The following is a 13,577-nucleotide window of genomic DNA, read 5'->3' as shown; positions in this document are numbered from 1 at the left end:
AAGAATGACGGCCATGTCGCGTGTGGTGATCATCGGTGGTGGACCCGGAGGTTATGAGTCGGCTCTGGTCGCCGCCCAACTCGGGGCCGAGGTGATCGTCGTCGACTCGGACGGTCTGGGCGGCTCAGCAGTGCTCACCGACTGTGTCCCGTCGAAGACCCTGATCGCCACCGCCGAGGTGATGAGTGAGGTGCGGGCCGCAGCTGAGCTCGGCGTGGTGATCGACGAGGACGCCGGCGTCAGCGTCGATCTGGCCACGGTCAACGCCCGCGTCAAGCGGCTTGCCGCGGAGCAGTCGGCCGACATCGAACGTCGACTCATCAAGGAGAACGTCCGGATCGTGCCCGGCTTCGGCCGCCTGGCCGGCCCCGACCGGGTGCTCGCCACGTTGGCCGACGGCTCCGTGGAGACCCTGGAGGCCGACGCGGTGCTGGTCGCCACCGGCGCCGCCCCACGCACCCTGCCCAGTGCCCAGCCCGACGGCGAGCGGATCCTCACCTGGGAGCAGGTCTACGACCTCGACGAGCGGCCCGAGCACCTGATCGTGGTCGGCTCCGGAGTCACCGGCGCCGAGTTCGCCAGCGCCTACCTCGCCCTGGGGATCGAGGTCACCCTCGTCTCCTCACGCGACCGCGTGCTGCCCGGCGAGGACGCGGACGCCTCCCAGGTGCTCGAGGATGTCTCCATCCGACGTGGCATGCAGGTGCTGTCGCAGTCCCGGATGGAGTCGGTCACCCGCGACGGTGACACGGTCACCGTCACCTTGACCGACGGCCGCAGCGTCACCGGCTCGCACTGCATCCTGGCGCTGGGGTCGATCCCGAACACCGCCGGCCTCGGGCTGGAGGAGGCCGGAGTCACCCTCGATGAGGGTGGGTTCATCACCGTCGACAGGGTCTCGCGCACCTCCGCCCGCGGCGTCTATGCGGCCGGCGACTGCACCGGCGTACTGATGCTGGCGTCGGTGGCGGCGATGCAGGGGCGGATCGCGATGTGGCACTTCCTCGGTGACAGCGTGCATCCGTTGAACCTCAAGCGGGTCTCCTCCAACGTCTTCACCGCCCCGGAGATCGCCACCGTCGGCTGGTCGCAGCAGGCCATCGATGCCGGCGAGATCGACGCCGAGGCGGTGATGCTGCCGCTGTCGGGCAACCCCCGCGCCAAGATGCAGGGCGTGCGTGACGGGTTCGTGAAGCTCTTCTGCCGCCCCGGCACCCGGATCGTCGTCGGTGGGGTGGTGGTGGGGCCACGAGCCAGTGAGCTGATCCACCCGATCTCGATCGCGGTGACCGAGAGCCTGACCGCCGACCAGTTGGCGCAGGCGTTCACGGTCTATCCGTCGATGTCGGGGTCGATCGGTGAGGCCGCCCGTCGGCTGCACCAGTTCTGATCCCACTGCGGGTAGTTCAGAAGCCGCCGAAGTCCAGTCCGCCGCCGTCGCCGAACCCGCCGTCGCCGAAGCCCCCGTCGCCTCCAGCGTCACCCCCGGCGTCGCCTCCTGCGAAGTCGCCGTCGCCCAGCCCACCGCCGGCCGCAGCACCGGTGTCGAAGAAGGCGCCGGACATCATCGCCCCGAGCACGAAGGCGGGGAAGAGGCCGTTGAGGGCGTATGCCCCGTAGTAGCCGTTCGCATAGGGCTGGTACGCCGGCCCGCCGTCGTACCAGGGCACCATCCGGTTGCCGTCACGGACCAGTCGGGTCGCCGGCTCGGCGCCGTGGGCCAGCCGCTCGGCATCGGCGAGACAGACGGGCACGTCCCGGGCCACTCCACCCGGAGGGGACCAGCTGACGTCGGTCTGGGCGGGGCCGTGGGCGGCGTTGAAGAAGCACGGCGGTCGTCGTTGGGGCAGCGGCTCGCCGTCCTGGCGGGCCAGCACGCAGGCCATCGCGTAGCGGCCGTCCTCGAGCGCCCGGGTCACCCCGGTGATGTCGTCGGGGACCTGGGCGCCCTGCAGCAACTGTTTGGCGTTCTCGTAGCAGTCGAGCGCCTGCTGGTAGTCCTGGCGCATCGGCGTGTCGAGGGTGGTGGTGAGAGTCTCGATGTGGAGTTGCTGCAACTCCTCGCCGAAGCGGGTGACGTCCTCCTCGGCGACGCGGGCGACCTTGGCGAGTGCGTCGTCGGCGGCGCCGAGCTCGCGTTGCTGGGCGCGGTGGTAGAGCACCGCCAGGACGACGATCACTGCGCCGACCACGACCAGGAGTTCCATGGCCCCCAATCTAGCCCCGTCCCGGTAGCCCGGCAGGAGTGTCGATCAGTAGCGTCCGCAAGCGAGGATCCTTCGGCGAAACGATGAACTACATGGATGTAGTTCATCAACCTGGCTTGTGGGCGACACTTCCTTCGTGTTCCCATGCAGGAGTCACACCAGTCACAACAGCCACACAAGCGGAGGAAATGTCGTGTCGAGCCCTGCCAGGTCACGGACCCGTCCGAGCGCGGCCGCCCTCGCCAGCATCGGTCTGGTGGCGGCGACGCTGACGGTCGCCTCTGCTCCGGCGCACGCCAGCAACGACGAGTACGTGTTCGGCTCCTCCACGTCGGTGACCCTCACCGGCAAGGGCTTCGGGCATGGCCGCGGGATGTCCCAGTACGGCGCCGAGGGTGCGGCGCGAGCCGGGCACAGCCATCAGGAGATCCTGGACTTCTACTACGCCGGCACCGAGATAGGTCGAGCCGGTGGCCGGATCCGGGTGCTGTTGACAGCGGCGACCCACAAGAACCTGGTGGTCAGGGCGCGCTCACATCTGAGGGTCCGTGACCTCGCGGCCGGGGTGCATCGCCTCCCCGACAACGGAGCCGGACGCTGGCGGCTGGTGCCGTTGGCGAACGGGCGCACCCGGGTCGACTTCCGCCGGGGCGGCAGTTGGCACCGCTGGAAGCGCCTCTCCGGCGGTGGGCAGTTCACAGCGGGTGGTCGCCCGATCATGCTGCGCACCCCGGCCGGGATGCGGCCCTACCGCGGAGTGCTGCGGTCGTCGTCGGGTCAGACCATCAACGTGCTCGGACTCCAGGCCTATCTGAGGGGCGTCGTCCCCCGAGAGATGCCGGCCAGTTGGTCGCAGGCAGCGCTGCGTGCCCAAACCGTCGCCGCGCGCACCTACGCCGCCAATGCGATGCGCCATCCGCGAGGCAATCACGACATCTGTGACACCACCGCCTGCCAGGTCTACGGAGGCTTCAGCGCCCACCACCCGAGCACCAACGCCGCGGTACGGGCCACCAAGGGTGAGATCCGGGTCCACAACGGTGCCCCCGCCTTCACCCAGTACTCCTCCAGCAACGGCGGCCACGCCGCCCCCGGGACCGTGCCCTACCAGGTCGGCAAGGCCGACTCCTTCGACGGCGTCGCCATCAACCCCAACCACGACTGGACCGTGAGCATCGCCCGGCCTGCGGTGCGAGCGGCGTGGCCGGGGCTGGGCAGGCCTCAGCGGATCATCGTCACGCGGCGCGACGGTGAGGGCCAGTGGGGCGGTCGGGTCGTTGAAGTGAGGCTGGTGGGTGACCAAGGCAGCCGGACGGTGACCGGTCACGACTTCCGGATGGTGCTCGGCCTGCGGTCGACCTACTTCGCCTTCGGCTGATCGGGGTCGATCACCAGCACCAGGTCTCCGCCGTCCACCGACTGGGTGCCCGGCAAGGCGACCCGCTGCACGGTACCGCCGACACCGGCGGTGATGGAGGCCTCCATCTTCATCGCCTCGATGGTGGCGACCACGTCACCCTCGGCGACCGACTGGCCGACCTCCACCTGGACCGTGACCACACCTTGGAACGGTGCCGCGACCTGCCCCGGCACTCCAGCGTCGGCCTTCTCCGCCGCGGTCACCTCCGCGGCGATGGAGCGATCCCGCACCACCACCGGGCGCAGTTGACCGTTGATGGTGCACATCACCGTGCGGTAGCCGCGTTCGTCGGGCTCGCTGATCGCCTCGAGGCCGATCAGCAACTTCTTGCCCTCGGCCAGCTTCACCTCGTGCTCCTCACCGGCTTGGAGACCGTAGAGGTGGTCCAAGGTGGGCAGCACCGACAGGTCGCCGTAGGTGGCCCGGATCTCGTTGAACTCCTTGGTCGGACCGGGGAAGAGCAGCTCGTTGAGGGTGGCTCGGGGATCCGACTTGAGCCGCTGCTCCTGGTCGCTGGTCAGCGTCTCTGCGGGCGGCGTCCAGGAGCGCCCCGCCAGCGCCTTGGTCCGGAACGGCTCGGGCCAGCCACCGGGAGGATCCCCCAACTCGCCGTGCAGGAAGCCGATCACCGACGCAGGGATGTCGAACCTGCCCGGCTCCGCGGCGAACGCGTCGGCGTCGGCACCGAGCCCGACCAGGGCCAGGGCCAGGTCGCCGACCACCTTCGACGACGGGGTCACCTTCACCAGCCGGCCCAGGATCCGGTCGGCGGCGGCGTACATGTCCTCGACCTCCTCGAACCGCTCGCCCAGACCCAGGGCGATCGCCTGCTGGCGCAGGTTCGAGAGCTGGCCGCCGGGGATCTCATGGTGGTAGACCCGCCCGGTCGGCGACGGCAGACCTGACTCGAACGGCGAGTAGACCCGGCGTACCGCCTCCCAGTAGGGCTCGAGGGCGTTGATGGCGGCGAGGGAGAGGCCGGTCTCACGCTCGGAGTGGTCAGTGGCGGAGACGAGCGCGGACAGCGGAGGCTGGGAGGTCGTGCCGGCCATCGGCGCGCTGGCCGCGTCGACGGCGTCGACCCCGGCCTCGATGGCGGCGAGCAACGTCGCCAACTGGCCGCCGGGGGTGTCGTGGGTGTGCAGGTGCACGGGCAGGTCGAACTCACGTCGCAGGGCGGTGACCAGGGTGCGTGCGGCCGGCACCCGGAGCAGTCCGGCCATGTCCTTGATCGCCAGCACGTGTGCGCCGGCCTGCACCGCACGCTCGGCCAGGCGCAGGTAGTAGTCGAGGGTGTAGAGCTGCTCGGCCGGGTCGGAGAGGTCGCCGGTGTAGCAGAGCGCCACCTCCGCGACGGTGCTGCCGGTGGAGCGCACCGCCTCGATCGCCGGCCGCATCTGCTCCACGTCGTTGAGGGCGTCGAAGATCCGGAAGATGTCGATGCCGGTGGCGGCCGCCTCGGCCACGAACACGTCGGTGACTGCGGTCGGGTACGGCGTGTAGCCGACCGTGTTCCGACCGCGCAGCAGCATCTGCAGGCACACGTTGGGGGCTGCCTCGCGCAGCGCGGCCAGTCGTTCCCAGGGGTCCTCACCGAGGAACCGCAGCGCCACGTCGTAGGTGGCCCCACCCCAGGCCTCGATGGACAGCAGTTCCGGGGTCATCCGGGCCACATGCCCGGCGACGGCGACCAGATCGCGGGTGCGGACCCGGGTGGCCAGCAGGGACTGGTGAGCGTCGCGGAACGTGGTGTCGGTGACCGCGACCCGGTCCTGCTGGCGGAGCCTGGTCGCGAACTCCTCCGGACCCAGCGACAGCAGCAGTTGCCGGGAGCCGTCGGGTGCTGCGGTGTCGGCCAGGTCAGGAAGCTTGCTGGTCGGGTCGATGCTGACCGGTGAGGGTCCGTGCGGCTGGTTGACGGTCACGTCGGCCAGATAGGCGAGCAGCTTCGAGCCCCGGTCGCCGGGCTGCCGGGCGGCCAGCAGGTGCGGGTGATCGGGGATGAAGGACGTGGTCACCTTCCCGGCGGTGAAATCAGGCTCCTCGAGCAGCGCGGAGAGGAAGGCGATGTTGGTGGCGACGCCACGGATCCGGAACTCCGCCAACGCTCGCCGGGCCTTCTGGACCGCGAGTTCGTGGGTCCGGCCTCGGCAGGTGAGCTTGGCCAGCATCGAGTCGAAGTGGGCCGACACCTCGGCTCCGGTGTAGGTGGTGCCGCCGTCCAGTCGTACGCCGGCGCCGCCGGGGGAGCGGTAGGTGGTGATCTTGCCGGTGTCCGGCCGGAAGTCGTTGGCCGGGTCCTCGGTGGTGATCCGGCACTGCAGGGCGGCCCCGCGGACCCGGATCCGGTCCTGGCTGAGCCCCAGGTCGGCCAACGTCGAGCCGGCCGCGATCCGGATCTGGGACTCGACCAGGTCGACGTCGGTGACCTCCTCGGTCACCGTGTGCTCGACCTGGATGCGCGGGTTCATCTCGATGAACACGTGGTTGCCGGCCGCATCCACCAGGAACTCCACGGTGCCGGCGTTGCGGTAGCCGATCTCGCGGGCGAACCTGACCGCGTCGGCGCACATCTGCTCGCGCAGCGCCGGGTCGAGGTTCGGCGCCGGGGCGATCTCGACGACCTTCTGGTGTCGCCGCTGCACCGAGCAGTCCCGCTCGAAGAGATGGATCACGTCGCCGGTGCCGTCGGCGAGGATCTGCACCTCGATGTGTCGGGGGTCGACCACAGCCTGCTCGATGAAGACGGTGCCGTCGCCGAACGCGCCCTCGCCCTCCCGCATGCAGGTCTCCACCGCGGTGGCGAGGTCGGCGGGGTCGTCGACGCGGCGCATCCCGCGACCACCGCCACCGGCCACGGCCTTCACGAAGACCGGGAACGGCAACTCGGATGCGGCCGCGACCAGTGCCGCGGCGTCGGTGGACGGCGGCACGGACCGCAGCGTCGGCACGCCGGCCTTCTTCGCGGCTGCGATGGCACGGGCCTTGTTGCCGGTCAGCTCCAGGACGCTCGCATCGGGGCCGATGAAGGTGATCCCGGCGGCAGTGCAGGCCTCGGCCAGGCCGGGGTTCTCCGACAGGAACCCGTAGCCGGGATAGATGGCGTCGGCGCCGCACAGCAGGGCCACGTCGACGATCGCCTGGGGATCCAGGTAGGCCTTCACCGGGTGTCCGCGCTCGCCGATCTGGTAGGCCTCGTCGGCCTTCATCCGGTGCTCGGAGCCGCGGTCCTCGTACGGGAACACCGCGACCGTCCGGGCGCCGACCTCGTACGCCGCACGGAAGGCGCGGATCGCGATCTCGCCCCGGTTCGCGACCAGGATCTTGGTGAACATGCCCTGCTGGATCATGCGTCGCAGGCTAGTGGACACGACCAGGGAGAATGCGGTTCAGACCGCGGTACGGTCCGGTAACTACGGTCCTCGGCGGTGACCCCTGGACCGGGCCTGACGGCGGCGGCCCGGTCCAGACAGATCAGGCTTCGCGCCGTGCGCCTGCCCTGTTCCCTCCGTGCATCCGCAGCAACGCCAGACCTGCCATCAGCAAGACCAGAGCCAGCAGGGCCAACTGTGCCAGGTAGGCACCCAGTCCGACCTCGGGCAGACCCGCCACTCCCGGCGGTAGCTTGCCGGGGGTCTTGTCCTCGACGAACGGTGCCACCTCGCCGGAGGCGCCGATCACGACTTCGTTGGAACGCAACAGGTGCTCCACGAAGATCTCCGTCGCTGCACGAGCGGCGGCGCCGCGGGCCACGATGTCGTCGGGGTCGAGGGAGTCGATGACCTCGAACCCGACGAACTCCGACCAGCCGAGGTAGCCGACGTTCCACAGGAAGTCCTCGCTGGAGGTACCTGGGGCGATGTCCACGTCGGGGAAGAACACCTCGAACTCGACCGTGAACTCGACGTCGGTGATGGTGCCGGCGGCCCAGGTGATCAGACCGTCGTCGTCGACGGTGACCACGCAGTCGATGCCGACACACCGGGCCGTACCGTCGCGGTACTCCGCCACCAGCGTCGAGGTCTCGTCCTCCGGGCTCATGCCCGGGATGTAGTCGGTGACCGTGACGTCGTGGAAGAGCTTGCGGCCGGTGGCCCGGACCGCGACCCGGTAGAGCACCCGGTCGCCGTACTCGACCGTCGAGCCGCTGGGGGCCAGCACCCACTCCCCGCCGGAGCGGGTGAACTGCTGCTTGGCCACCACCTCGATCTGGCCGAGGGCGGCGTTGGTGAACAGGATCTCGGCCATCTCGCCCATCGGCACGAAGTTGTCGTCGTCGATGGTGATCGCCATGGTCGGGTCGTCCGGGAGGGCGTACCCGTCAGGTGCGGCGACCTCTACCACCAGGTAGTCACCCGGCAGCAGCTCGCCGAACTTGGCCAGGCCGTCAGCGTCGCTGACCTGGGTGTCGATGAGCTCGTCGTTGTGCCAGAGCTCGAACACCGCTCCGGCGAGGGCCTCACCGGTCTCGAAGTCGACCTTCTTGATCACCAGCGTGGTCACCGGCGGGGTGAAGTGGTCGGTGCTGCACGCTTCGACGCAGTCGCCGGCCTCGTCGGGAGTGGCCACGTTGACCAGCTCGACGTTCCAGGCGCCGGCGTTGACGGTGACCGTGTAGGACAGCTCCGCGGTCTCACCCGGGGCCAGATCCGGCAGGCCCCAGATCAGCGTGGTGCCGGCCAGGATGGCGCTCGGCGGCAGCGAACCCTCGTCGAGGGTCGCGTTCGCCAGCACTCCGGACAGGTCGTCCTCGACGATCTTGCCGCTCAGGTGGCCGTCGGAGTCGTTCTCCACGTGCAGCGTGTAGACGATCTGGTCACCTGGCAGCACCTCGCTGCCCGACGGCGGCACGCTGCTCTTGTGCAGCAGATAGTGCGGTGTGTGGTGGGTGGTCGTGCAGCCGTCGATGCACTCCTCGGCACCGTCGGAGGTGACCACGTTGACCAGGGTCACGCCCCAGGCGTCGTCGTTGACCAGCACCTGGTAGGTGAGCGTCTCAGTGCCGCTGAGCACCGGCAGCTCCCAGACCAACTGGTCTCCGACCAGCGCTGCGGTGCCGGCCGAGGCGTTGATGCTGCCGTCGACCAGCGTGGCGTGTGCCAGCACTCCGGACAGGTCGTCCGTGGTGACGACGTTGAGCAGGTTCACACCGTCGTTGGTCTTGGTCAGGGTGACCGTGTAGGTGATCACGTCACCGGGCTCCACGGTGGAGCCGCTGACCGGGTCGCTGGTCTTCTCGCCGATGTACTCACCGGCGATCGCCGTGTTGGTGATGACACAGGTCGCGGTCTCACCCAGCGCCACGGTCACCACGTCACCGGACAGTGACCCGCCGTCGCAGTCCCAGTCGCCGGCGGTGTAGCCGCCGGGGCCACCGGACTCGCTCAGTGTGTAGGCGCCGGGGGTGACCGTCACCAGTTCGAAGCCGCCGGCTCCCTGGACGTTGTCCGGGCCGTTGGCATGCAGCATCCAGTCCGCGGGCACCGCGGTGCCGCCGGTGTCGCCGTTGTCGACCAGTTTGATCAGCGTCAGGGCGGAGTCACAGGTCACCGTGTTGGTGATCGTGAAGGTGTTGTCGGGATCGTCCAGCGTGGCCAGGTGTGGCAGCTGATGGTTGGTGTTGGCACCGTTGACCGAGGTGACCCGGGAGTCGTCGAGCGTGCACAACCAGCTCTCGAAGTCGACCGTCTCGTCGATGCTGACCTGGGTGCCGGACAGGTAGCCGGTCTTCGGCACCCCGAAGGAGTGCCCGGCCCCATCCAGGAGCAGCCCAGCCGACATCAGGTCCGGCTGCTGTCCGTTGGGGTAGCTCTGTCCGTTGACCACCCACACCTTGTCGACGATCAGCGAGGACGTCTTGGTGTTGTGGAACGTGCAGGTGGTGGTGCCCCCGTCAGCGACCGTGATCGAGGCGGTGGCATTCCCGACGTTCACGCTCGAGGAGCTGTCCCCGGTGTTGACACAGACGATGTCATCCAGCGTCCAGCCAGCGGGGAGGTTGATCTCCTCGGCTGCATAGCCACCCGGGGCCACCCAGAAGGTCACGCTCCCGCCGTGGGCCAACTGGAACTGGAAGTTGGCGTCCGGCCGGGACAGGTCGAAGGAGAACAGGTCCGCGGTCGGCGGCTGGGCCTGCTTGGCGATGGTGATGTGCCCGGACTCCAACGCCGAGGCCATCAGTTGGTTGTCCCGGTTGCCGGCCGAAGCACAGTTCAGGGACTCGAGCCAGATGTGGTACGGCGCACCGCTGATCGACCCGGCGCCCAGACCCGGCCCGTAGTCGAACTCGGAGGCGATGTGCCCGCCGAAGGTGATCGTCACCTCGGTGACCCCGTTGGGCACCTGGAAGGTGATGTGCACCGTCTGTTCGTGGTTGGCGCCCGGGAAGGCGGCCAATGGTGCCGAGACGGCATCCCAGCTCACCGAGGCGGAACCGGGCGAGATCGCGAGGTTGCCCAGGTAGTCGTAGGCGTACTTGCCGCCCTTGGTGACCTGGTGGCCGATGACCAGGTGGTTGGTGCCCGGGTTGAGCCCGGTGACGATGATCCGCTGGGGGACGAACTGTCCCTCGGCGTAGTTGGAGTTGTTGTTGTTCAGCACGCTGTGGATCCAGTTACCGCTGCTGTCGGCCTTGGTGTTCTGCGCGAAGCCGCCGCCACCGGGGATCGTGCCGGTGCCGGAGTTCGGGCCGCAGCCGTCGTGGCTCATCGGCGCGATGAGGTCGTCCTCGGGCTCGGTGCCGGCCGACTTGGTGGTCAGGGTGCTGCTCGCCGCCACGGACTCCTGCTCCGCGGCCTCCTCCTCGGCGGCCTGCTCCGTCTCGTCGACTGCGGCGGCCACCTCCGGCTCAGGCTCCGGCTCCGGCTCGGGCGAAGGCTCCGGCTCGGGTACAGGCTCCGGCTCTGGAGCGGGCTCCGGTGCCGGCTTCGGCTCTGGAGCGGGCTCGGGCTCTGGTTTCGGCTCGGGGGCAGGCTCCGGCTTCGGGGCAGGCTCCGGATCCGGCTCAGCCGCCTGCGCCGCGGCGACGACGTCGTCGGGCGACTCGTCGGTCTCCGCAGAGGCCGACAAGGCCATGAACGGAGTCGCCAGCAGCACCACCGCCAAGGCGGCGATGAGGGCGATCAACGCGCGCAGGTGTCCGGTGGACAGGGCGCGCTTCGTCGGAACAGACCAGAGCTTGGACATGGCATTGAGCCTTTGTGTTCAGCAGCCCCGCTCACGACGAAACTGCGACCCTCCCCGAAGGATCGCGTCAGACACCCCGTGGTGTTAACGCCAGACGCTGCTCAACCCCGTCCGAGGACCCTACGTCCGGCCCCCACCGGTTCGTCTGGCCGTCGAAGCAACGCAACGACTTATGTTCTTGCTCCCACGGCCCAACCTCCTCCGCGGGAGCAGAGGCGTCAAGCGGATTCGCCGAACCTGCCCCAGATTTTGCCCTGGCCTTTACCCTGCTCTTTACCTTGACGCCGGTCGGGTGTCGAGGGAGCACGAACGCCGCCGCGAGAGACTCGCGGCGGCGTTCGAGGGGGGTGCTCAGTCCTTGATCTCGCAGAGTACGGCGCCCGAGGTCACGGTGGCGCCGACCTCGGCGTCCAGTCCCGTGACGGTGCCGGCCTTGTGAGCCTTGAGGGGCTGCTCCATCTTCATCGCTTCGAGGACCACGATCACGTCCCCCTCGGCGACCTGGTCGCCTTCGGCGACCGCGATCTTCACGATGGTGCCCTGCATCGGCGAGGCGACCGCGTCTCCGCTGGCCGCAGCGCCGGCCTTGCCCTTCTTCCGCTTCGGCTTCTTCGCAGCAGCAGCCGGACCGGCTCCGAATCCGAGCCCGGCGGGCAGCACCACGTCCAGGCGGCGACCGCCGACCTCGACGACCACGCTCTGCCGTTCGCCGGCCTCCTCGGCCTCGGCAGCCTCACCTGAGTAGGGGGCGATCTGGTTGTCGAAGTCGGTCTCGATCCAGGTGGTGTAGACCTCGAAAGTGCCTTCGCCGGTGGGCGTCGAGGCGCCCACATAGGCCGGGTCGTCGATCACCACACGGTGGAAGGGGATCACCGTCGGCATGCCGTCGACGATGAACTCGTCGAGAGCCCGGCGGGAGCGTTCCAGGGCCTGGGTGCGGTCGCGGCCGGTGACGATCAGCTTGGCCACCAGCGAGTCGAAGGAGCCCGGGATGGTCTCGCCGTTCTCGTAGCCGGAGTCGACGCGTACGCCGGGTCCCGACGGCGGATGCCAGGCGGACAGGGTGCCCGGCGCGGGCATGAAGTTGGTGCCGGCGTCCTCGGCATTGATCCGGAACTCGATCGAGTGGCCGCGGATCTCCGGGTCGTCGTAGCCGAGCTCCTCGCCGGCGGCGATCCGGAACATCTCCCGGACCAGGTCGATGCCGGTGACCTCCTCGGAGACCGGGTGCTCCACCTGGAGGCGGGTGTTGACCTCCAGGAACGAGATGGTCCCGTCGCGGCCGACCAGGAACTCACAGGTGCCGGCGCCGACGTACCCGGCCTCACGCAGGATCGCTTTGGAGGAGGAGTAGAGCGTCTCCAGTTGATCGTCGGTGAGGAACGGCGCGGGCGCCTCCTCGACGAGCTTCTGGTGCCGCCGCTGCAGTGAGCAGTCGCGGGTGGAGACGACCACCACGTTGCCGTGCTGGTCGGCCAGGCACTGGGTCTCCACGTGCCGGGGACGGTCCAGGAACTTCTCGACCAGACACTCGCCGCGACCGAAGGCGGTCACCGCCTCGCGGACCGCCGACTCGTAGAGCTCGGGGATCTCCTCGAGCGTGCGCGCCACCTTCAGGCCCCGGCCACCGCCACCGAAGACGGCCTTGATCGCGACCGGGAGTCCGTGGGCCTTCGCGAACTCGACGATCTCGTCGGCATCCTGGACGGCGTCCTTGAGACCCGGCGCCAGCGGCGCACCAGCGGCGAGCGCGATCTGCTTGGCCTTGGCCTTGTCGCCGAGACCTTCGATGGCCGCCGGCGAGGGGCCGATCCAGATCAGCCCGGCGTCGAGGACCGCCTGCGCGAAGCCGGCGTTCTCGGCGAGGAAGCCGTAGCCGGGGTGCACCGAGTCCGCGCCGGAGCGCTTGGCCACGTCCAGGATCTTGTCGATGTCGAGGTAGGAGTCGGCCGGCGTCGCCCCGTTGAGCGAGTACGCCTCGTCGGCCAGGCGCACGAACAATGCGTCCCGGTCCGGCTCGGCGTAGACGGCAACACTGCCGATCCCGGCGTCCTTGCAGGCACGGACGACACGGACGGCGATCTCGCCACGGTTGGCGATGAGGACCTTGTTCAACGGCTTGACTGGCACGGACTCTCCTCTTGGTCTCGCAAGGCAGGCACAGCCGGTGCGCTGCCGCAGGTGAGTCTAGGGGGTTCGATCCGGCACCGGGCCGCCTGCCTGTGCCATGGACGCGGAGCGACCCTGGCCGGGGCGCCTTCAGGCTGCCCCGTAGGGTCGAGAGCATGCTCGGACGCCTCGCTCGCCTCGCCCCGGAGGCAGCGCGGTTCCTGACCGTCGGGGTGGTCGCAACCATCGTGGCACTGGTCGGCTTCAACGTGCTGGTGCACGGGTTGCCCGGGCGCGCCGGTCCGATGCACGCGCTGCCGGTGCCGGCGTACGTGGTGGCGAACGCGGTCGGTGGGGTGCTCGCCTACCTCGGCCTCCGCGGGTGGGCGTTCGCTCACCGAGAGGTGACCGACGAGGTCACCGGTCCCTTCCGCTTCTTCGCGATCGGTGCGGCCACCCTGGTGATCCCGGTGGTGTGCCTGGCGATCAGCCGCTACCTGCTCGGTCTGGACGACCCGATCTCCGACAATGTCTCCGCGAACGTGATCGGGTTGGGACTGGCCACCGTGACCCGGTTCTGGGCGTTCCGTGCCTTCGTCTTCCTGCGACCCGAGCAGGTGCGCACCCGCCCGGCGGGCGAGCGGTAGGTTGGCAGG

At 69.3% G+C, this 13,577-nt stretch carries 7 protein-coding genes; 3 read left to right on the top strand and 4 right to left on the bottom strand.

Annotated elements, in window-relative coordinates; translation table 11 throughout:
• Positions 1–13 precede the first annotated feature (13 nt).
• Positions 14–1,390, top strand: a complete 1,377-nt coding sequence (locus tag JKG67_RS08685; protein ID WP_203336887.1) for an NAD(P)H-quinone dehydrogenase — start codon at positions 14–16, stop codon at positions 1,388–1,390.
• Between the two features lie 16 nt (positions 1,391–1,406).
• Here the strand turns inward: JKG67_RS08685 and JKG67_RS08680 are convergent, their stop codons facing one another.
• On the bottom strand, positions 1,407–2,207 hold the full coding sequence (locus JKG67_RS08680; RefSeq protein WP_203336886.1) for a hypothetical protein: 801 nt from the start codon (positions 2,205–2,207) through the stop codon (positions 1,407–1,409).
• Positions 2,208–2,400: 193 nt separating this feature from the next.
• Here JKG67_RS08680 and JKG67_RS19055 point away from each other — a divergent pair, with 193 nt between their 5' ends.
• Positions 2,401–3,585 carry a SpoIID/LytB domain-containing protein gene (locus JKG67_RS19055; protein WP_203336885.1) on the top strand — a complete coding sequence of 395 codons (1,185 nt, stop codon included), beginning with the start codon at positions 2,401–2,403 and terminating at the stop codon, positions 3,583–3,585.
• Here JKG67_RS19055 and JKG67_RS08670 read toward each other — a convergent pair.
• The 3 genes from JKG67_RS08670 to JKG67_RS08660 form a co-directional block, all read right to left on the bottom strand.
• A complete protein-coding gene (locus JKG67_RS08670; RefSeq protein ID WP_443678535.1) occupies positions 3,567–6,977 on the bottom strand; it encodes a pyruvate carboxylase in 3,411 nt (1,136 codons plus the stop codon). The two genes, JKG67_RS19055 and JKG67_RS08670, sit on opposite strands and share 19 nt — an antisense overlap.
• Before the next feature lie 124 nt (positions 6,978–7,101).
• Positions 7,102–10,812 carry a DUF7927 domain-containing protein gene (locus tag JKG67_RS08665; protein ID WP_203336884.1) on the bottom strand — a complete coding sequence of 1,237 codons (3,711 nt, stop codon included), beginning with the start codon at positions 10,810–10,812 and terminating at the stop codon, positions 7,102–7,104.
• Between the two features lie 351 nt (positions 10,813–11,163).
• A complete protein-coding gene (locus JKG67_RS08660; RefSeq protein ID WP_307816481.1) occupies positions 11,164–12,942 on the bottom strand; it encodes an acetyl/propionyl/methylcrotonyl-CoA carboxylase subunit alpha in 1,779 nt (592 codons plus the stop codon).
• Between the two features lie 155 nt (positions 12,943–13,097).
• Here JKG67_RS08660 and JKG67_RS08655 point away from each other — a divergent pair, with 155 nt between their 5' ends.
• Positions 13,098–13,568, top strand: coding sequence for a GtrA family protein (locus JKG67_RS08655; RefSeq protein ID WP_203336883.1), 471 nt, complete (start codon positions 13,098–13,100; stop codon positions 13,566–13,568).
• Positions 13,569–13,577: the final 9 nt, after the last annotated feature.

It is taken from the genome of Nocardioides limicola, assembly GCF_016827675.1.
GTDB lineage: Bacteria > Actinomycetota > Actinomycetes > Propionibacteriales > Nocardioidaceae > Nocardioides > Nocardioides limicola.
This window is presented reverse-complemented; position numbering and strand designations above follow the sequence as displayed.